The sequence below is a fragment of the Mucilaginibacter endophyticus genome, from assembly GCF_003351025.1.
GTDB classification, from domain to species: Bacteria; Bacteroidota; Bacteroidia; order Sphingobacteriales; family Sphingobacteriaceae; genus Mucilaginibacter; species Mucilaginibacter endophyticus.
In genome coordinates, this window is the sequence record NZ_QPCG01000003.1 from 806,379 (window position 1) to 827,576 (window position 21,198).

Annotated in this window: 19 protein-coding genes; 11 read left to right on the top strand and 8 right to left on the bottom strand. The window is 41.1% G+C overall.

Going from position 1 to position 21,198, the window contains the following annotated elements:
* The first annotated feature begins 270 nt into the window (after positions 1–270).
* Positions 271–1,185 (top strand): PfkB family carbohydrate kinase, encoded by a 915-nt coding sequence (locus DUL71_RS16600; RefSeq protein ID WP_112573366.1) that lies wholly within the window; start codon positions 271–273, stop codon positions 1,183–1,185.
* A gap of 44 nt (positions 1,186–1,229) precedes the next feature.
* Here the strand turns inward: DUL71_RS16600 and DUL71_RS16605 are convergent, their stop codons facing one another.
* Genes DUL71_RS16605 through DUL71_RS16620 form a run of 4 tightly spaced genes read right to left on the bottom strand, consistent with a single transcriptional unit; the run spans position 1,230 to position 3,569 of the window.
* A complete protein-coding gene (locus DUL71_RS16605) occupies positions 1,230–1,499 on the bottom strand; it encodes a cytochrome b5 domain-containing protein (protein WP_114939138.1) in 270 nt (89 codons plus the stop codon).
* The gene (locus DUL71_RS16610; RefSeq protein ID WP_114939139.1) at positions 1,496–2,176 is read right to left on the bottom strand and encodes a lycopene cyclase domain-containing protein; all 681 of its coding nucleotides are present in this window, start codon (positions 2,174–2,176) and stop codon (positions 1,496–1,498) included. The genes DUL71_RS16605 and DUL71_RS16610 overlap by 4 nt, the downstream gene beginning before the upstream one ends.
* Positions 2,173–2,718, bottom strand: coding sequence for a hypothetical protein (locus tag DUL71_RS16615; RefSeq protein WP_112573360.1), 546 nt, complete (start codon positions 2,716–2,718; stop codon positions 2,173–2,175). Before DUL71_RS16615 ends, DUL71_RS16610 begins: the two co-directional genes overlap by 4 nt.
* Positions 2,718–3,569, bottom strand: a complete 852-nt coding sequence (locus tag DUL71_RS16620) for a phytoene/squalene synthase family protein (protein ID WP_244228779.1) — start codon at positions 3,567–3,569, stop codon at positions 2,718–2,720. The genes DUL71_RS16615 and DUL71_RS16620 overlap by 1 nt, the downstream gene beginning before the upstream one ends.
* Positions 3,570–3,651: 82 nt before the next feature.
* On the opposite strand from DUL71_RS16620, the gene DUL71_RS16625 reads away from it, so the two are divergent.
* Positions 3,652–5,133, top strand: a complete 1,482-nt coding sequence (locus tag DUL71_RS16625) for a phytoene desaturase family protein (RefSeq protein ID WP_114939141.1) — start codon at positions 3,652–3,654, stop codon at positions 5,131–5,133.
* Positions 5,134–5,223: 90 nt separating this feature from the next.
* Positions 5,224–5,829, top strand: a complete 606-nt coding sequence (locus tag DUL71_RS16630) for a helix-turn-helix domain-containing protein (protein ID WP_114939142.1) — start codon at positions 5,224–5,226, stop codon at positions 5,827–5,829.
* A gap of 82 nt (positions 5,830–5,911) precedes the next feature.
* Here the strand turns inward: DUL71_RS16630 and DUL71_RS16635 are convergent, their stop codons facing one another.
* Positions 5,912–6,448: an RNA polymerase sigma factor gene (locus tag DUL71_RS16635; protein WP_090528721.1), complete on the bottom strand. Its 537-nt coding sequence runs from the start codon at positions 6,446–6,448 to the stop codon at positions 5,912–5,914.
* A 263-nt stretch (positions 6,449–6,711) separates the two neighbouring features.
* Positions 6,712–7,731, bottom strand: coding sequence for a UDP-N-acetylmuramate dehydrogenase (murB, locus tag DUL71_RS16640; protein ID WP_114939217.1), 1,020 nt, complete (start codon positions 7,729–7,731; stop codon positions 6,712–6,714).
* A gap of 328 nt (positions 7,732–8,059) precedes the next feature.
* Here murB and DUL71_RS16645 point away from each other — a divergent pair, with 328 nt between their 5' ends.
* The 5 genes from DUL71_RS16645 to DUL71_RS16665 all read left to right on the top strand — a co-directional run bounded on the left by DUL71_RS16645 (position 8,060) and on the right by DUL71_RS16665 (position 13,960).
* On the top strand, positions 8,060–8,437 hold the full coding sequence (locus DUL71_RS16645; RefSeq protein WP_091217546.1) for a BlaI/MecI/CopY family transcriptional regulator: 378 nt from the start codon (positions 8,060–8,062) through the stop codon (positions 8,435–8,437).
* A 5-nt stretch (positions 8,438–8,442) separates the two neighbouring features.
* Positions 8,443–10,434, top strand: a complete 1,992-nt coding sequence (locus tag DUL71_RS16650) for a M56 family metallopeptidase (RefSeq protein ID WP_114939143.1) — start codon at positions 8,443–8,445, stop codon at positions 10,432–10,434.
* Between the two features lie 185 nt (positions 10,435–10,619).
* Positions 10,620–12,314: a DNA repair protein RecN gene (recN, locus tag DUL71_RS16655; protein WP_114939144.1), complete on the top strand. Its 1,695-nt coding sequence runs from the start codon at positions 10,620–10,622 to the stop codon at positions 12,312–12,314.
* Between the two features lie 31 nt (positions 12,315–12,345).
* Positions 12,346–13,113, top strand: coding sequence for an energy transducer TonB (locus tag DUL71_RS16660; protein WP_114939145.1), 768 nt, complete (start codon positions 12,346–12,348; stop codon positions 13,111–13,113).
* A 34-nt stretch (positions 13,114–13,147) separates the two neighbouring features.
* Positions 13,148–13,960 carry an enoyl-ACP reductase FabI gene (locus DUL71_RS16665; RefSeq protein WP_114939146.1) on the top strand — a complete coding sequence of 271 codons (813 nt, stop codon included), beginning with the start codon at positions 13,148–13,150 and terminating at the stop codon, positions 13,958–13,960.
* A 73-nt stretch (positions 13,961–14,033) separates the two neighbouring features.
* Here DUL71_RS16665 and DUL71_RS16670 read toward each other — a convergent pair whose 3' ends face one another.
* Positions 14,034–14,435, bottom strand: a complete 402-nt coding sequence (locus DUL71_RS16670; protein WP_114939147.1) for a hypothetical protein — start codon at positions 14,433–14,435, stop codon at positions 14,034–14,036.
* 146 nt (positions 14,436–14,581) lie between these two features.
* On the opposite strand from DUL71_RS16670, the gene DUL71_RS16675 reads away from it, so the two are divergent.
* A complete protein-coding gene (locus tag DUL71_RS16675) occupies positions 14,582–15,691 on the top strand; it encodes a carboxypeptidase-like regulatory domain-containing protein (protein WP_114939148.1) in 1,110 nt (369 codons plus the stop codon).
* 147 nt (positions 15,692–15,838) lie between these two features.
* Here the strand turns inward: DUL71_RS16675 and DUL71_RS16680 are convergent, their stop codons facing one another.
* Positions 15,839–18,373, bottom strand: coding sequence for an ATP-dependent Clp protease ATP-binding subunit (locus DUL71_RS16680; RefSeq protein ID WP_114939149.1), 2,535 nt, complete (start codon positions 18,371–18,373; stop codon positions 15,839–15,841).
* Positions 18,374–18,898: 525 nt separating this feature from the next.
* Between DUL71_RS16680 and ettA the strand changes: the two genes are divergently transcribed.
* Both ettA and DUL71_RS16690 read left to right on the top strand, forming a co-directional pair.
* Positions 18,899–20,581 (top strand): energy-dependent translational throttle protein EttA, encoded by a 1,683-nt coding sequence (gene ettA / locus DUL71_RS16685; RefSeq protein WP_112573330.1) that lies wholly within the window; start codon positions 18,899–18,901, stop codon positions 20,579–20,581.
* Positions 20,582–20,628: 47 nt separating this feature from the next.
* Positions 20,629–21,174, top strand: a complete 546-nt coding sequence (locus tag DUL71_RS16690) for a hypothetical protein (protein WP_154402414.1) — start codon at positions 20,629–20,631, stop codon at positions 21,172–21,174.
* Positions 21,175–21,198 lie beyond the last annotated feature (24 nt).

Here is a 21,198-nt window from a genome sequence, read left to right on the forward strand (position 1 = left end):
CTCGTCCGATATTTCACAATTTTTATTTAAAAAAAAATCAAATATTTTCCACAAAGACCATTTCATACTGATTATCTGATATTTATAATTTAAGACACATTATCATTTTTTATTATCCGAATAACTTTTCGGTTCTTTTCTCCTTCTGCCGGTGTTTAAATTATCATATTATGCTTTCCCTGATGAAAATCCGTGTCACAAATCAGCATCGATGAATGATTATCCCTTATTTTTCGCAATATTTGCGCCGAAAAATATAAATATCTTTACATGAGTTTGTTAGTTATTGGCACTGTGGCGTTTGATGCCATTGAAACCCCTTTTGGTAAAACCGATAAAATAGTAGGTGGCTCTGCAACTTTTGCAAGTTTGGGCGCTTCTTACTTTTATGATAAAATAAAAATTGTTGCTGTTGTTGGTGACGATTTTCCTCAGCACGAAATTGAGGACCTGCAAAATCACAACGTTAATACCGAAGGCCTGCAAATAAAACAGGGCGAAAAATCATTTTTCTGGAGCGGCCGTTACCATAACGACATGAACAGTCGCGACACCCTGGTAACCGAACTTAATGTACTGGAAGCTTTTGACCCTATTATTCCGGATAGCTACCAGGATTGCGAATACCTGATGCTGGGCAACCTGTCACCACAGGTACAACAAACGGTGATCAACCGTCTTAAAAACCGCCCTAAGCTTATTGTAATGGACACCATGAACTTTTGGATGGACATTGCCCTTGATGAGTTGTTAAAAACCATACAAATGGTTGATGTTTTAACCATCAATGATGCCGAAGCACGTCAGTTATCAGGCGAATTTTCATTAGTTAAAGCTGCCCGTAAAATATTAACCATGGGCCCTAAATACCTTATCATTAAAAAAGGTGAGCATGGTGCATTATTGTTCCATGAAAATCAGATCTTCAGCGCCCCTGCCCTTCCATTGGCCGAGGTATTTGACCCTACAGGCGCCGGCGATACTTTTGCAGGTGGTTTTATTGGCTATATGGCCAAAGTGGGTACCGTTAACTTCAATAACATGAAAAACGCTATTATCTTCGGTTCGGCCCTGGCATCATTCTGTGTTGAAAAATTTGGTTCAGAAAGGTTAAGAAACCTGAGCGAAGAAGAAATTGCCAATCGCATCCAGGAGTTTGTTGGCCTTGCTAAATTTGAATTGTAATACCCCTCCTAAATCCTCCCCCAAAGAGGACTTTAAAAAGCATATCAGTCTTTCCCTCCCTCTCCTTTGGAGAGGGGCGGGTTGAGGCGACCAACCTTTACAAACTTCTCAAATACAGTTTCTGTATGTGGAGCATCGGGAAGTTCATCTGTTAAATCCTGACCTGCCCAATGTTCATAATGTTTACCGTTACGCCATAGGCGGCTTTCGGTAACATCATAAATATCGCCTTTATACGCCACCCAAATCTGGGGCTTATCCTGACCGTTACGTAAGGCCAATTGCGATTTAGTGTATATCGGCAGCTCAATCATCGGTTTAATTTCCGTTGTTTAAAATACTCAAAGAAACCAATATTCATGAGCAATAAGGCCATCAGATAAAAATGATCTTCAAAAGGGATAGTACCTACACGTTTCCCGATATTCTCGGCATTGTTATACAGCACAATGGGTATCGAAGTTAATATGCCATTCACAATATAAAACGGCAAAAGTGCCACAAAATAGGCCAGGTAATACCGGTTAAGCCAATCGGCCTTAAAAACATACTGAATCAGTAAAACCAATACCGGCAACAAACCAAATGTAACCGCGGTATAAAGCCGGTCGTGATAAAATATCAGCATCAAAACGCTCAGCAATATTACCATCCCACTTATGTTATTGGTAAGCCTGTACGGCATCAGCCATTTAACGTAGTGGTTTAGACATGTGTAAATGAATATACAGGCGAAGGGCACCGTTAAAAAAAACAGCATTTCCTCCAAGGGCAAACCGAAAAACTTAATGCCGATGATATACGCCGGATTAAACGACCAAACACCATTGATGGTAAAAAGTACATCCCAAAACAAAAAAAACAAACCGGTTATTGCCATGCCCGGCCAAATAAACTTCCAGCTTTTGTAAAAAGCTACCCTTTTATCAAACGAAAGCACCACAGGGAAAAATACCGTGAGCAAATTGATCAATAAATAGGCGTATCTCACGTAAGTTCGGTTAAATGTTTATTTAGTACCTGATTTTGCGCAGGTGTGCATCTTTTGGAATGGATCAGGAATTTGATAATAGCTATTGTCAATTCCTTATCGGCCGAACCATAGTTCTTTCTATCAAGCTGGGCTATGATATCTTCACTATCTACAGCAAGATCTTTATTAAACCCTAAAATTGAAGGCACATTGTGTTCGATGGAGAAACGCATGAACCTGATCTCGATATTATGCGGATCGGCGGTTACAGCCTGCTTAAATACCTTTTCTGATCTGTTCAGGTATTTTACTTTCGAATATGGGTTCCAGGCATGTTTGGCTTTCAGCGCCAGTAAAGCACCTATGAAACCATTTACTATACCGCTTTTTTCTTTGATGTTATTAAGACTATTAAACAACGAGTCGGTTAGTTGGCTTTTATCAATGGCGATAACCATTTGTTTGCGCAGTACTTTAAGATTAGGTTCCTCGGCCTTAACTGATTGAAAAATGAACACCAGCGCCAAAATATTGACGATAAAAAAAATCTTCCTGAACATTAAATAACATTTAACTTTTGCTGCAGCACAGCCTTGATATATAAACTCATTTTGCGCGCATCCGATACCCTGATGCGTTTTTGTAGTATGACGTTAGCAGGCGTATAACTGATTTTTTTAAACAACTGCAGATAGTAAATATAAGCAATATAAACGCCGAGTCGCGTACCAACCGGCAGGCGTTTTATTCCTTCAAAAGCCTCATCAAAGTCGTGCTTAATTTCGGCTTCAATGGTAAGTTTATCTTGCTCGGTAAAATTATTAAAATCAATCCCCGGAAAATAAGTGCGACCACGTTCGGTATAATCGGCCTTAACATCACGCAAAAAATTAACCTTTTGGAATGCCGCCCCCAGGCTTCGGGCTTTAGGAATTAATGAATGATATAAAACATCATCGCTTGTAAACACCCTCAGGCACATCAAACCAATAACCTCCGCCGAACCATAGATATAAGTTTGATAACTCTCTTTATCATAGGCCTTATTATCCAGGTCCATCGCCATCGACCGAAGAAAAGCCCTGATCAAGTCATGATCAATATGATACTGATTAACAATTTGCTGAAAGGAATGAATAACCGGATTTGTACTGATCCCCTCTTTGATAGCGCGAAATGTTTCGTCGCTAAACCTGTCTATCAGTTGCTGCTGATCGTAGTCATGAAAGGTATCTACAATTTCATCAGCATAACGCACAAAACCATAAATGGCATAAATAGGATACCGGAAACTTTTATCGAATGTTTTTATGCCAAGACTAAATGAAGTACTGTATTTTTTAGTTATCAGTTTACTGCATTCAAAACAGGCTTCATCGTACAGGTTCATCATCGGCACACGAGTGGTCATTTGTTCAAAAGTACAAATTCAAAGCCGTATTGTTTTTTAATGGGCCTAAAACAATTTGCTTACCTTGGGCTTCACATTAAACATGAGCAGCAGCAAGCATATTATTGTTATGGGATCGGGCTTTGCAGGGTTATCAGCAGCCTGTGTTTTGGCTAAGGAAGGTTATAAGGTTACCATACTTGAAAAGAATGATCAGCCCGGCGGTCGTGCCCGGGTTTGGGAACAGGACGGCTTTAGGTTTGATATGGGACCCAGCTGGTACTGGATGCCCGATGTGTTTGAAAATTTCTTCGCGCTGTTTGGTAAAAAAACTGCCGACTATTACCGGCTCAAAAGGCTTGATCCCGGCTATCGCGTTTATTACGGTCAAAACAATATACTTAATGTGCCGGCATCCATGACCGAACTCGAAGCCTTGTTTGAACAAACAGAGCCCGGCAGCAGCAAAGCTTTGCGTGATTTTCTAAAGCAGGCAGAGTATAAATACAAAGTGGGCATGGGCGAATATGTTTTCCGTCCCTCCCACTCCATTACCGAGTTTATCGACTTTAACCTCATCAAAAAAAGCTTCAGCATACAATTGCTTACCAGTATGAGTAGCCATGTGCGCAAGTATTTTAAAAATCCCAAACTGGTTAAGCTATTGGAGTTCCCGGTGTTGTTTTTAGGAGCTACTCCGCAAAACACACCTGCCATGTACAGCATGATGAATTATGCCGACCTGTCGCTTGGAACATGGTACCCCATGGGTGGCATGAACGAAATAGTAAAAGCGATGGTAAGCCTGGCTACCGAACTTGGGGTTGAAATTAAACTAAATACCGAGGTTACAAAGATCGATGTAAAAGATAAAAAGGTTAATACCATACAAACCAACAAAGGCGTATTTACCGCCGATATGGTAATTGCCGGAGCCGATTATGAGCATGTTGACCAGCATTTGCTTGATAAGCCTCATCGCAATTACACGCCTAAATATTGGGACAGCCGCACCATGTCGCCATCCAGTTTGCTTTTTTATATCGGCATCAATAAAAAAGTACCCGGCATACAGCATCATAATTTATTTTTTGATGAAGATTTTGAACTGCATGCCAAAGAAATTTACACTTCGCCTCAGTGGCCAACCAACCCCTTGTTTTATGTATGCTGTAGTTCAAAAACAGATAGCACCGTGGCTCCCGAAGACGGCGAAAACCTGTTTTTCCTGATGCCTATAGCCCCGGGATTAAATGATGATGAAAGTACTCGCGAAAAATACTTTAACCTGATGATGGACAGGTTTACCCGTATTACCGGGCATGACATCCGCAGCTCAATAGCTGTGAAACGAAGTTACGCACTTAATGATTTTAAGAGCGATTATCACTCCTTTAAAGGCAACGCTTACGGCTTGGCCAATACACTTGCGCAAACGGCTTTTTTTAAACCAGCCATGCGGGCAAAACACATTAACAATTTACTGTATACCGGGCAACTTACGGTACCGGGTCCGGGTGTACCGCCTGCTATTATTTCGGGGCAGGTTGTGGCCGGAGAGGCGATTAAAGCCTTATCGGAGTAAATAAAATGATATGTCATAAATATGACGTAAACAAGTCGGCATGATATATCCTTATTGGGCAATACATTTGTTCAGCAAAACAGCACAAATATGAAAACCTATAGCCTCGGAAAAAAAATCAAGGATTTGCGTAATCGCAAAGGATTAAGTCAGGAAGCATTAGCTGAACAAGCCCAAATAAGTCTAAGAACTGTACAGCGAATAGAAAGCGATGAAACAGAAGCAAGAGGCGACACGCTTAAAAGACTGGCATTTACGCTTGACACCAACATTGAATATCTAACCCAAATAACGGATAATTTTAATGGCTCCATTCCCGGATACGATAAAAGTCTGCTTATACGCATCAATTTATCCACATTGAGTTTTATCCTATTTCCGCCTTTAGGTATTATAATTCCGTTGGTATTACGGCGATTAAACAAAAGTTTATTACCGTCGGAAAATAAGTCCGTTAAACGTCTTATTAATATTCAGATATGCTGGCTCGTAATGTTGATGACTGTACTTGGTATTTTTTACTTGCGTGCTATTTTGCATTTGCCTGGTATCTTAAATTTAAACTCAGGAGAGTTAATGCTACTAAGTGTACCCATTTTTTATATTGTAAATGTAGCTTATATCATTTTAAGCACTATAATGCTTTATATCAAGCAGCAGCTAATTTATAAGCAGGCGGCTCCATCTTTAAGTTGATAGTTAATTAAAATCTTAAAACAAAAAAACCGCTCTAAAAGGGCGGTTTTTCTATTATAGTATATGATGGAGTTTAATTGAATTAATTCTCTGCGTAAACGGGTTTGGCGATTCCGTTATCATATGCTTTAAGATTTTTCTTAAGCAGTTTACGTGCTACGTGAATGCGTGTTTTTACTGTACCGATAGGAATATCCAGATGATCGGCAATTTCATGGTATTTATGGCCTTCAAAATACATCGTGAAGGGTACATAATAATCTTCAGGCAGCCTGTCTAAAGCTTTTTTAATATCATCCATTACAAATTTGGCTTCGCCCTGGTTTTTGGTTGAACTAAATACCAGGTTAGGTGATGATATTTCATCACTTTTAGTAACGAAGGTGCTCATTTTAACAAAACGGCGATAGTTGTTGATGAACGTATTTTTCATGATGGTATATAACCATCCTTTTAAATTGGTGCCTTCCTTAAACTTGTTGTAATAAGTTATGGCCTTCAACATTGTATCCTGGACAAGGTCGTTAGCATCGTCTGCGTCGTGCGTGAAATGTAAAGCGTATGATCTTAAAGAAGTCGCCTGACGTAGTACAAGGGTGTTAAACTCAATCTTTGTCATTTTGTTAAAGTTTTGTGTTAACAATTAGACAAGCATGATGCCACTAACCCAAAATGTGTGGTAAAAACTCTACATTTTAATTTCAGCACCTATTAGTTACCAATGTGTACGTTTAACACATTAACAACAACTACATCACTGAAAAACAGACATTTAAATGATAATTCAAGTAAAAACAAGCTTTTTGAAACGGCATTTTGTAACAGGAATGTTATTTAGAACAAATTTTATTTAAAACAAGAATTCACTTTAAATAAACTTATTTAACTAATAATATTAACCTCGCGTTGTAGTGTAACGCCAAATTTAGTGTACACACTGTCTATGATTTGCGACGAAAAGTTATACACTTCCTGCCCTGTGGCCCCTCCATGGTTCACCAAAACCAGGGCCTGGTTCTTCCATGTTCCTGTGTGGCCAACGGTTTTTCCCTTCCATCCGCACTGCTCAATGAGCCATCCGGCAGCCAGTTTTACACCGCCGTCCGCAGCAGGGTAATTCACCACTTCCGGAAATTTAGCCTGAACCACTGCAAATTCTTCAGCGCTGATCACCGGATTTTTAAAGAAACTACCGGCATTACCTATGGTTGACGGATCGGGCAGCTTAGAAACCCGGATGTGCGCCACCACCTGCGATACATCTTTTATGGTAGGGTTTGAGATCCCCCTATTTTGCAGCTCCTGTTCAATGGCCCCATACCGGGTGTTAATGCTGGGCACCAGTGAAAGATGAAATTTTACAGATACTATAATATATAGCCCTTTCAGCTCGGCTTTAAAAACGCTTTCGCGGTAACCGAACTTACAATCTTCTTTATTAAACTCCCTGAAAGTACCAGTGGCTATTTCAAAAGCGCGACAGCTATGAAACACATCTTTAAGCTCGACTCCATAAGCACCTATATTTTGAATAGGCGACGCCCCTACCGAACCGGGGATCAGGCTCAGGTTCTCGACCCCTGCATAATCATGAGAAACGCAGTAGTTCACCAGGTCATTCCATACTTCGCCGCCACCTGCTTCAACATAAATATCGTTATGACTAATGCGATGCTCAATACCGCGGATATTCATCCGTACAACCAATCCGTCAAAATCATTAACCATAAGCATATTGCTACCACCACCAAGCACCAATAACGGCGTTTGCAGCCATTGCGGATCGGCAAACAGTTCTGTTAACTCGGTTTCGTGGGCTATTTCTACAAAATAACGGGTGCGGGTATCAATACCAAAGGTGTTAAAGTTTTTGAGGGATACGTTTTCCTGTATTTGCAGCATGGTTTCTTTATTTCGGATTTCGGAGGTTCGATTTCGGAATTTTTTATTTTTTGAATCTACCTGTCGCAAAAGTAATTAAAAGATGGTGATTGTTGGATTTAGGAATTTTGTCTGAACTCGAATTTATAGAATTAAGGAATTAACAGAATACTGAGCAAATTCTCAAAATTCGTTTAATTCGAGTTCAGACAAAAAATAACCACTCACCTAATCAACCACTCACCTCTCTCCCAACCGTTAAAATTTGTTAAATATTTTCCGAATCTCTTGCAAATACGAAAACCATCGTAGATATTTGTACGAAGAAATTCGTAATAAAGAGAGACAGATGGAAATTAAACCAACAGAAAGCGAACTTGAAATTTTACAGGTAATCTGGAAAAAGGGCCAGTGCACCGTACGTGAAGTTCACGAGGAGCTTGCTAAAAACAAGGATGCCGGTTACACCACCACCTTAAAACTCATGCAGATAATGCATGACAAAGGTATGGTTGAGCGCGACACCACTTCAAAAACACATTTATACAAAGCTTTATTCACAATGGAGCAGGCGCAAAGCAACGCTCTGGATAAAATCTTGTCTACTGTATTTAAAGGCTCTACTTCCGACTTGGTGATTCAGGCGCTTGGCCAGCACCGCGCATCAAAAGACGAGATTGACGCTATTAAAAATTTTTTGAATCAATTTGATCAGGACAAAAAATAAACGTGATGGAAAATTTATTCTATAATATAAGCCAGGTGTTGGGCGTGACTATTCTGCAATCGGTATGGCAGGGTTTGTTAGTTTGGTTTGCCTTAAGGTTAGTGTTTATTTGCAGGCCGCAATTATCGGCTATTAAAAAGCACAATTGGGCCATGGGTGCCATGCTCACCATCAGCGCCTGGTTTATATACACGTTTATCCATCAGTTCAGGCTGCACGAGTGGGTTAATTATACATCCGCCAATGCGCCATCTTTATTACCACGTTTCTACCTGCCGCTGCATGAAGTAGCCGCCAGACCACAAAGCAACTATTACGAATACGTTATAAAAGGTTATCTCCCTTATATATCGGCCCTTTATTTTGTTGGTTTGGTATTTAACCTGCTTAAAGTGAGCTTAAGCTGGCAAAGGATCAGCCTGATAAAACGTACCATGGTACCTGCCGACAGGCTACAGGAATTTGCCGATGAGCTTTGCCAAAAGCTGGGTATTACTAAAAATGTGTGGGTAAACTTTAGCCGCATGGTTGATGCCCCTTGCATGATTGGCTTTTTAAGCCCCATTATTTTGTTGCCGATAACCCTTACTACATACTTATCGGCCACCGAGGTTGAAGCCATTTTATTGCACGAGCTCTCACACATTAAACGCAACGACTACCTGCTGAACCTGATGCAGCAATTTATTTCCATACTGTTATTCTTTAATCCCTTTGCCCAATTAATTAACCGCATTATTAACCAGGAGCGTGAAAACAGCTGCGATGATCTGGTTGTGCAAACAACGCAACAACCTTTAATCTACGCGCATGCGCTTCTTAAACTGGAGCAAACCAGGCAACAGCATTTACAGCTGGCCCTGGCTGCTAACGGCAAAAAATATCATTTATTAAACAGAATTGAACGCATCATGAAAACGAAGAAACCTATAGGCAATATCCGCCACCTGCTTGTGGCCATTGCTATAATGACTGCCGGCGTTAGCAGCATTGCCTGGCTAAACCCCACTATAAAAGATGGTAAGTTAACCGTTAAAAAGGTTGCTACCCCTGCTGCCCTACATGCCATATTTGTTGATGACACCACCCATAAGGTGAAAGCAAAAAAGGCTGTAACCTATAAAAAGAAAACCCAGGCCGAAATTGTTAAAGCCAAACAACGTCACGAAGATTTTGATTACAGCGGCTTTAATGATGCCCAGCTTGAAAAGCTAAGCGCCGAAGTGAGCAAACAAGGCGAGCTGATTGGCAAATACTACAGCAGCAATACTTTTAAAAAGCAACAGGAAATGCTTGAAGCAAAAAGCAAAGCCCTGCAGGCTTATTATAACTCCGATGGCATGGAGAAAATGAAGCTCGAAATGGAAAAAATGGGTCAGGATTTTCAGAAAGAATATGGCGAAACATCAGAATCTAAAAAACTTGGCGAACAGATGGGTGAAATTGGCAACAACATCGGTAAATATTACAGCAGCGCCGAGTTTAAAAAAATGAACGAGAGCCTGGAGAAAAAATACGGCATTCCGCACAACCGTGGTTATAACGGCTATAATGACGACAGAGACCCTAACTACAAAAAATACCAGGACGAGCTGCAAAGCAAAATTCCTGCTGAAGTAAAGGAACAAACAGAGCTGCTGAAAACCCTGGGCCAGAAAATGCGCAACCGTTATGATTCGCCGGAGTTTATTTCCAAAAGAAACCGCATGCAGGCTATGGGCGATAGCCTGAGGTTGGCTTATGATAATCCTGATATCAAAAAATTACAGGAAGACATGAAAAATATTGGCAGGCAAATGCGTGGTTTCCAGGATAGCCCGGAGATCAGAGCTGCACAAGAACGCCTTAAAGAAGCCAGCAAAAAATTGCAGGAGTATATGAAAAGCCCGGCCTTTAAACAAAAAATGAAATTATACCGGGATAAAATGGACAAGGACTTTGATTACAAGTTTGACAACGACAAGCTGGAGGATATAAAACCCGATACAGCTGACTAACTGATATTGAGTCAGAAGTCTTAAGTCGAGAGTCTCAAGTCCTGCTTCGACTTCGAACTTTGAACTCAAGACTTTTGACTTACCCCAACCATGACTAAATAAATTAGCAAATAGTATTAAAAATATTTTTTAAAGAGCCTTAATTTGTAATTTAGTGTCCTCAATAAAATGAGGACACTTTTTTTATGCTTCAAAAGCTAACCATTAATAACTATGCGCTTATCGACAACCTGGAGATAGGTTTTGATAGCGGTCTGAACATATTAACCGGCGAAACCGGTGCCGGAAAGTCGATCATATTGGGTGCCCTGTCACTCATTTTAGGCCAGCGGGCCGAAAGCAAATATTTTTTCAACCAGCAAAAAAAATGCGTTATTGAAGGTACCTTTAAAATAAGTGGCTTTCATTTAGCTGATTTTTTTGAGGATAACGATCTGGATTACGAGAGTGAAACCGTACTCCGTCGCGAGATCTCGGCCGATGGAAAATCCCGCGCTTTTGTGAATGATACCCCGGTTAACCTTACCGCTTTGAAACAACTGGGCGAAAAGCTGATCGATATCCATTCGCAACATGCTACGCTGGAGATTAATGATCCGGATTTTCAGTTGTTAGTGGTCGATTCGGTTGCCCGCCACTCAGATTTGCTGTTTGATTATCAAACTAAATTCAAAGCATATAAAAAGTCGTTAAGCAAACTCAACCAGCTCATAGCCGAAAATGACAAGGCCAAAGCCGATCTGGATTATTTCCAGTTTCAGTTTGATGAACTGGAAAAAGGCGAATTGGTGGCCGATGAACAGGAACTGCTTGAGCAGGAGCTAAACACCCTCAATAATGCCGAAGAAATAAAACGAGCTTTGTTAAATGCTAACTACCTTTTACAGGATGGCGAAGCCGCGGCGTTGCTTCAGTTAAAAGAAGCGGGACAGGCTTTAGGATCGATAGAAAAATACAACCCGGCCCTTGCCGAACTGCACCAGCGCATCAGCAGCACTATTATCGAGCTTAAAGATATAGCTGCCGAAATAGACGCTATTGAACAGCATACCTTTGTTGATGAAGCCCGTGCCGAAGAGGTGAACAATCGCCTCAGCATGATCTACAACCTGCAAAAAAAGCATCGGGTAAACACCATTCCCGAGCTATTGCAGATACAGGAAGAGTTATCGGACAAAGTACAGCAAGCTTTGTTTGGCGACGAAGCCATCGAAAAACTACAAAAACAAATAGCTGCCGATAAAGCTGAACTTGAAAAACTGGCGACAAAATTATCGGCTAATCGTCAAAAAGCTATTCCTGATATTGAAAAACAGGTATTGGCCACACTGGCCGAAATGGGCATGGGTAATTCGAGCTTGAAGATTGAGCAACACACGACGCCTCCCCCGCCCCCAAAAGGTGGTACTGATAGTCCTAAAGCAATACTTACGGCTACCGGGATTGATAACATTAAGTTTTTGTTTTCGGCTAATAAAGGTCATGCTTTGGCGGAGATGAGCAAGGTAGCTTCGGGCGGTGAGCTTTCGAGGTTGATGCTGAGCATTAAATCTATCGTGGCACAATACACCGCTCTGCCTACTATTATTTTTGACGAGATTGATACAGGTGTATCGGGCGAGGTGGCTAACAAGGTTGGGGTGATCATGGAGCGTTTAGCTCAAAACCTGCAGGTTATTACCATCACCCACCTACCACAAATTGCAAGCAAAGGCCAAAGTCATTATTTTGTTTATAAGGATGATAGCGAGGCCGCGACATTTACCCGCATCAAGCAACTAAACAATGACGAACGTGTATTAGAAATTGCCAAAATGCTGAGTGGTGATAAACCCGGCGAAAGTGCGTTGCAGAATGCGAGGGAACTGTTGAGCGTATAAATTGCTTATTATACATATAACCTAAACCAATATGAGATCATTTTTTAGCCTGTTGCTAATATTAGCGGCATCAAGGTTATTTGCGCAACAAACTAAAAAAGATTCAATCGTTAAACGTGATACCATCAATATACACGGTTATGTTTACGACGAAGCAGGTAAACCTGTAAAATACATTGAGCTACGTTCATCTCAAAAATATATAGATTTCGATCGAGTTAACATTACAACGCGGACTGATACATCAGGACACTTTACACTTGAAGGCGTAAAATTCAATGATACGTTAACTGTTGAAGAAAACATACTGTATGCTTCCAAGCCTGTTTATAATGAAGGAAGTCGTTTCTTAATTATTTACTTACCGTTTGCAGCGCTAAAGGATGTTAACCAGAAAGGACAAATGATTATAAGTGCGAAACGTACGCGGGCTAAAACCGTCCCTTCCTTTATTCGTAAAAGTAGCAATGACCCTTATTGCCCATTTATCGGCCTGCATCTGGCTCCCCGTTATAAAAGTGGCAATGAACGCTTTATACAATTGGTAAATCAACAAGTACACTACCCTACTAAAGCAGTTGAAAACAATATTGAAGGTACCGTACAAATTGCATTTAAAGTGGAAAAAGATGGAACACCTACCGGATTTAAAGTTTTAAAAGGGGTAGGTTACGGTTGCGAAGAAGAGGTTATAAATAGCATAAAAAATTCAGGAACGTGGATTCCCGGCATTGAAAATGGGAGGCTTGTAGTGATGGAACAAACTGTTTCGGTTGAATTTAAACTAACTGATAAATAATTATAACTTTGCTTCAATTATAAAAACTTAACAAATGGCTTATAATTTATTAAAAGGTAAAAAAGGCATCATTTTCGGTGCGCTAAATGAGCAATCAATAGCCTGGAAAGTGGCACAACGCGCTGTACAGGAAGGTGCTGAAATTGTATTATCAAATGCCCCTATTGCTTTACGCATGGGTGAACTCAATAAACTGGCCGAAGAATGCAACGCGCCTGTTATTGGTGCCGATGTTACCAATGGTGATGATATCAATAACCTGTTCACCAAAACCATGGAACATTTTGGCGGCAAGGTTGACTTCATCCTGCACTCGATAGGCATGAGCGTTAACGTACGCAAAAACATTCCATACTTTGAAAACAACTACGAATTTACCCACAAAGGTTTCGATATATCTGCATTAAGTCTTCACCGCATTTTGCAGGCTGCTATGAAACATGACGCCATTAACGAATGGGGATCTGTATTAGCATTAAGCTACATCGCTGCTCAGCGTTATTTCCCAGGCTACAATGACATGGCCGATAACAAAGCGGTATTAGAAAGTATTGCCCGTAACTTTGGTTATGAATATGGCATGGCTAAAAAAGTGCGTGTTAATACCATTTCTCAGTCGCCAACCCGTACTACTGCAGGCTCAGGAGTAAAAGGCTTTGACGGCTTTATCGAATTTGCCGAAAAAATGAGTCCGCTTGGTAATGCTGATGCCGATCAGTGTGCTGATTACTGCGTAACCCTGTTTAGCGATTTGACTAAAATGGTGACTATGCAAAACCTGTATCACGATGGTGGCTTCTCATTCACCGGAGTAACCCAGGCGGTTATTGATCAAATGGCTAAGTAATACCATATTGTTACTAAATAAAAAAGGAGCTTTTGCAAATGCAAAAGCTCCTTTTTTATTTGTTCAGAGTACCTTACGGTACCAAAACTATTTTAAGTTTTAACGGGCCAGGGATGCCTGAGCCGGTAGGAATACTTCCATCAGCGTTTTGAGCATCTATATATAGTGTTCCTTTAGCGTATACAAACCGATAGCTAATTCCTCCATATACATCAGGTAATTGCTCATAAGCTCCATCTTCATCCAAATACACTAAAACAGCACCGTGATTATTGTAATAATCTGTGATTTCAGGCACGGCTAAAGTTGTAGTATAGCCATGAACGCTATTAGGATCGGAAGTATTGTCAAGCACAAAATTTGGCGTGGTATCAAAAATGGTAGTTGCGCTTGGGCTTGTGGTTACATACTCCTTTTTACACGATGTTGCGGCAAGTACAATAGTGCAGCAAATTAAAGTCAAGATTTTTTTCATAAAGTATTGCGTTAGTTATTATAACTGTATGAACAAAAAATTGTTCAAAGGTTTAAACGTTTTTTAAATTATTTTATTTCAAATATTATTTCAGCCCTTTTTTGCGACACGCATTGATAAACTAACATTTTAGTTTAATTTTAGCTATGCGTAAATCCCTGTTGCTTTTGTTGATATTATTACCTGCTTGCTGCTTGGCCCAGGTAAAAATTACCGGGAAAGTGATTAACATGACAGATACCAAACCGGTACCTAATGCCAGCGTATTTTTAAATAATGCCCAGGTGGGCAATAAAACAGCCGAGGATGGTACATTCACGCTAAGTAATGTAAAGCCAGGCAAATATGATTTTATCATATCCATAGTAGGCTACGAAACCTATACTTACAGCCTTCAGGCGGGCAGCTCCAATATCGATCTGGGTACCATCAGCATTATTCCTAAAACTTTTCAGCTTAATGAGGTTAAGATCAGGCCAGATCCTAACCGTGAAAAATACTACAATATATTCAGGCAGCAATTTTTGGGAACATCCGATAATACAGCCCAATGCAAGATCCTGAATTCTGATGTACTTGATTTTGATTACGACGATGTAACTTATGTGTTAAAAGCATCTTCGCATGATTTTCTGGAGATCGAGAATAAAGCCTTAGGCTACCGGATCAGGTATAAGCTAACTAACTTTAATTATAATCCGGGCAAAGCCATGCTATATTACGAGGGAATCTCCAACTTTGAAGATCTTAAAGGCAGCGAAAAACAGAAACGCAGATGGCACAAACAACGGCAAATAGCCTATCTGGGTTCAAGCATGCATTTCTACCGGGCAGCGATTAAGGATAGCCTCAGCAAAGAAAATTTTGTTGTCATGCGCCTGATCCGTAAACCTAATCCCAATTATCATGGCGGACCAAATAATAAATACCAGCAAAGTCTTGTCAACAAGCCTTTAGACAGGCCCGATTTTTTTTATACAACAGACCAGGAAGGCCTATTTGCCATAGGCTTTACCGATTGCCTGTATGTAATGTATACTAAAAAAGGGCAGGATCCGTCTGCCAGCACTTTTCAGGCATTCAATATGCCCAACAACGCTACAACCATCATTTCCTTCGATGAACCACATGCTTTTTTTGACAACAACGGCATAGTAGCCAATCCCCATTCAATTGTATACGAAGGTGATTGGGGCATACGCCGCGTTGCCGAAATGCTGCCGGTTGATTATGAGCCGGTGGTGGAGAAGAAATGAGTCTGAACTTGAATTAAGGGAATTAAGAGAATTTGTTTTGCATTCTACCCATTCATTTAATTCAAAAAATTCGAGTTCTGACAAAAACAAAAGCCCCGTTTCGAAAAATCGAAACGGGGCTTTGATATTATTTATGGGATTACAAAATTACTTTTGTTCTTCCTGTTCTGGCTTTTTGCTTTCACCTTTTCTGTCGGTAATTTTGATCTCTTTAGTTTCAGTATCAAAATCAACTACCATTACATCGCCTTCGGCTAATTCACCTTTCAGGATCTCTTCGGCAATTGGATCTTCCAGGTATTTCTGGATGGCGCGTTTAAGCGGCCTTGCACCAAATTGCGAATCGTAACCTTTATCGGCAATGAAATCTTTAGCTGCTTCGGTAAGCTCAATTTTGAAACCTAAGCCATTTACACGGCTAAACAGGTAAGCAAGCTCGATATCGATGATCTTGAAGATCTCTTCTTTACCTAATGAGTTAAATACGATAACATCATCAATACGGTTCAGGAACTCAGGTGCAAAAGCACGTTTCAAAGCATTCTCAATAACACCGCGTGAGTGGCTTTCGGCCTGTAAAGTTTTAGCATTGGTGCTGAAACCTACACCCTGACCAAAGTCTTTCAACTGGCGGGCACCGATGTTTGATGTCATGATAATGATGGTGTTCCTGAAATCAACCTTACGGCCTAATGAATCGGTAAGCTGACCTTCGTCCAATACCTGTAACAGGATATTGAATACATCAGGGTGAGCTTTTTCGATCTCATCCAATAAAACTACCGCATATGGTTTACGACGTACTTTTTCAGTTAACTGACCGCCTTCTTCATAACCTACGTAGCCCGGAGGCGCACCTACTAAACGAGATACCGCGAATTTCTCCATGTACTCGCTCATGTCAATCTGGATCAGGGCGTCTTCAGTGTCAAACATAAAGCGGGCAAGCTCTTTGGCAAGCTCGGTTTTACCAACACCCGTAGGGCCTAAGAAAATGAATGAACCAATTGGCTTTTTAGGATCTTTCAAACCTGCACGGGTACGTTGTATAGCACGGGTTAGCTTTTTGATAGCTTCATCCTGACCAATGATCTTGCTGGCAACAGTATCGCTCATATGCAACAGTTTCTGACTGTCGGCCTGACCAACACGTTGTACCGGGATACCGGTCATCATTGAAACCACTTCGGCAACATTATCTTCGGTTACGGTGTAACGTTTAGATTTTGTTTCGGCTTCCCAAACAGCTTTTGCCTGGTCAAGCTCAACCAAAAGGTTTTTCTCGGTATCGCGCAATTGTGCAGCTTCTTCATATTTCTGGCTGCGAACAACTTTGTTTTTCTCTATCTTGATCTGCTCAATCTTTTGCTCAATATCCAGGATGTTTTGAGGCACGTGGATGTTGGTTAAGTGAACACGTGAACCTGCTTCGTCAAGCGCGTCGATAGCTTTATCTGGCAAAAACCTGTCGGTGATGTACCGGGTAGTTAAGTTAACGCAAGCGTTGATTGCTTCAGGAGTATAGGTAACACCGTGGTGTTCTTCATATTTATCCTTAATGCGGTTCAGTATCTCAATGGTTTCAGTCGGGGTAGCCGGCTCAACCATTACTTTTTGGAAACGACGGTCCAAAGCACCATCTTTTTCAATATACTGGCGATATTCATCTAAGGTAGTAGCGCCAATGCATTGTATCTCTCCCCTCGCCAAAGCTGGTTTAAACATATTTGACGCGTCAAGCGAACCTGAAGCACCACCAGCACCTACTATAGTATGGATCTCGTCAATAAATAAAATTACATCAGGTGATTTTTCCAGTTCGTTCATTACCGCTTTCATACGCTCTTCAAACTGGCCACGGTATTTGGTACCTGCAACCAATGAGGCTAAATCAAGTGTAACTACACGCTTATTGAACAATACACGTGATACTTTGCGCTGAACAATGCGCAATGCAAGACCTTCGGCAATGGCCGATTTACCTACACCCGGCTCACCTATCAATATAGGATTGTTCTTTTTACGGCGCGATAAAATTTGTGATACCCTTTCGATCTCTTTTTCACGACCAACAATCGGATCCAACTTGCCATCTTCGGCGGCGCGGGTTAAATCGCGGCCAAAGTTGTCAAGCACCGGCGTTTTTGATTTAATGTCAGATACTTTTTTAGGCTGACTAAATGACTCTTCTTCTTTAAAGTCATCGTCGCCACCTGTAGGTGATCCCGGCATTTCGTCAGTAACGTCGTTTTTATGTGATTCAACTTCGCCTTTAAATACCTCGTAGTTCACGTTGAACTGCACCAGTATTTGAGAGGCAATGTTGTCTTCATCACGAAGGATAGACAGCAGCAGGTGCTCTGTACCAATCACATCGCTTTTAAATATTTTGGCTTCCAGATAAGTTATCTTCAATACTTTCTCGGCCTGTTTTGTTAACGGGATGCTGCCGATATGTACGTTTGTTCCAATAGTTCCCTTTACTGCATCCTCAACGGCGCGGCGAAGTTTTGCGGTATCAACGTTCAATCCTTTCAGCAATTTAATTGCTACACCATCCCCATCGCGGATAAGCCCCAGCAAAAGATGTTCAGTACCTATATAGTCATGCCCAAGACGTAATGCCTCTTCCCTGCTATATTGAATAACATCTTTTACCCTCGGCGAAAATTTAGCTTCCATATATACCTTTCTAATTATTGAACGCCCTAATGTATAAATTATGTCTTTATAAATTACGACGCCTGTTTTACTTTCATCAACAATATTGCCAACATTTAAAGCTTTGCAGAAACAGACATTGTTATGATACGCAATGTATCAAAGATTAGTGCCAATCAACAGTTTTTACCTCAAAAGCCCACTGCTAAGTGTTTTTTTTACAATATACGAACGAAACTTACCTGTTTGATATAAATATCCTAAAAAAGTTTAAACAAATTTCAAATATTTAATAACATTTCCACCTTTTAAGGCATTTCGTCATAAACATGACAATTAGGCATTAGCCTTGTAATTATCGTCATATATACTATATACGGTGAATGCCCGGCGAGGGTTGTGTAACTTCGTTTAAGGTTCAATTAAATTTAAATTAACATTATAACTCAAAAATCAGCCTAAAATTACTACTCCTAAACATTAATCTGCGACTGCCGTTTCATCTATTTTATCCATATTTGAATTTCTATTTATTGATCAATTATAATGGCAGACGAAAAGATAATTTTTTCAATGGCCGGGGTTAGCAAAGTTTATCCCCCGCAAAAAACAGTATTAAAAAACATATACCTGTCGTTTTTTTACGGCGCAAAAATTGGCGTTATCGGCTTAAATGGTTCTGGTAAATCGTCACTGCTTAAAATTATTGCAGGCATTGATAAAACCAATATAGGCGAAGTTGTTTTTTCGCCGGGCTACACCGTTGGCTACCTGAGCCAGGAACCGGAACTTGATCCCGAAAAAACTGTGCGTGAAATAGTTGAAGAAGGCGTTGCCGAAACAACAGCCTTACTGAAAGAGTACGAAGAGATCAACGAGAAATTCGGCCTTCCGGAGTATTACGAAGATGCCGACGCCATGGAAAAACTCATGAACCGCCAGGGCGAATTGCAGGATAAAATTGATGCTGTAAATGCATGGGAACTGGACAGCAAACTGGAGCGCGCAATGGATGCCCTTCGTTGCCCTGAGCCGGATACCAAAATTTCGGTATTATCTGGTGGCGAGCGTCGCCGCGTGGCTTTGTGCCGCCTTTTATTAAAAGAACCGGATGTTTTATTGCTTGATGAGCCTACCAACCACCTGGATGCCGAATCTATTGATTGGCTGGAACAACATTTACAACAATATAAAGGAACAGTTATCGCGGTAACGCACGACAGGTATTTTCTTGACAATGTTGCAGGCTGGATCCTGGAACTTGACCGTGGAGAAGGTATCCCATGGAAAGGAAATTATTCCTCATGGCTGGACCAGAAAGCCAAACGTTTGGCGCAGGAAGAAAAGAGCGAGAGCAAACGTCAGAAAACATTGGAGCGCGAGCTGGAATGGGTACGCATGGGCCCGAAAGGCCGTCATGCCAAATCAAAAGCCCGTTTAGGCAATTACGAAAAACTGGCTTCTGAAGAAACCAAAGAACGCGAAGAAAAACTGGAGCTGTTTATTCCGCCAGGCCCGCGTTTGGGTAACGTGGTGATTGAAGCCAATAACGTAAGCAAATCATACGGCGATAAATTATTGTTTGATAACCTGAGCTTTTCATTGCCTCCGGCCGGTATAGTTGGTATCATTGGCCCTAACGGTGCCGGTAAAACCACGCTATTCCGTTTAATCACCGGGCAGGACCAACCAGACGCCGGTACCTTCCGTGTTGGTGAAACCGTAGCTTTGGGTTATGTAGACCAGATGCATGACGACCTTGACCCTAACAAATCTGTTTGGGAAAACGTAACCGGCGGTCTGGAAACCATTATGGTAGGTAACCGTCCTTTAAATTCAAGGGCTTATGTATCTAAGTTTAACTTTAACGGCGCCGATCAGCAGAAAAAAGTGGGTGTACTATCGGGCGGTGAGCGTAACCGAGTTCACTTATCCATCACCCTTAAAAAAGGATCAAACGTGCTGCTGCTGGATGAGCCTACCAACGATATCGACGTAAATACTTTACGTGCGTTGGAAGAGGCCCTGGAAAACTTTGGCGGCTGCGCCGTAGTGATCAGCCACGACCGTTGGTTCCTTGATCGTATCTGTACGCACATCCTGGCTTTTGAAGGCAACTCACAGGTTTACTTCTTTGAGGGTAACTACTCCGACTACGAAGAAAACCGTAAAAAACGCTTAGGTGATGTTGCTCCGAAAAGGATCAAGTATAAAAAGTTGACGGCGTAAAAGCCTCTAAATCTCCTCCGAATGGGGGAGATTTTTTTTATAACGTAATGATCAGAAACTACTACGGGCCTCCGATTCCACCAATACCCTCACGAAGAGCCGGGGCGCTCGCTCTCGTTGCCCTACTTGTCGGCGCGTTTTCATTAGTTGCCCAAATCGGCTTGTTTGAACTTACGTTTATACCGCTACTTGTTTCCATGGAAATATGGACAGCATTTGCAATAATCAGTTTTGTAATCTTTATTCGTTTTTATTGGAAATACAAAAAATCGTTTAGCACTATTTTAGTGTCCCTGTTTTATGGATACGCTTCGGCCGGGTTGCCATTATATATTTTTATGGCAACCAATTACTATTTTGCCAATAATAAAACCTCTCCGCAAACTTTCAAAGTGATCTCAGCCGAAGTAGGGAAGTTCAAAAATCCCCCCAGTGTTGTGGTTGCATACAAAGGGCTAAACAAAGAAATATTTTACGACTGGGGCACACCGGTTGATAAATACAAAACCGTTACCTTTCCAATTCAAGAGGGGCTTTGGGGCTTTGATGTCGTTTATCAGGAAGATATTAACGTCGGCTTACCCGCACAATGATCAAAAGCACTTGATAAGCAGATA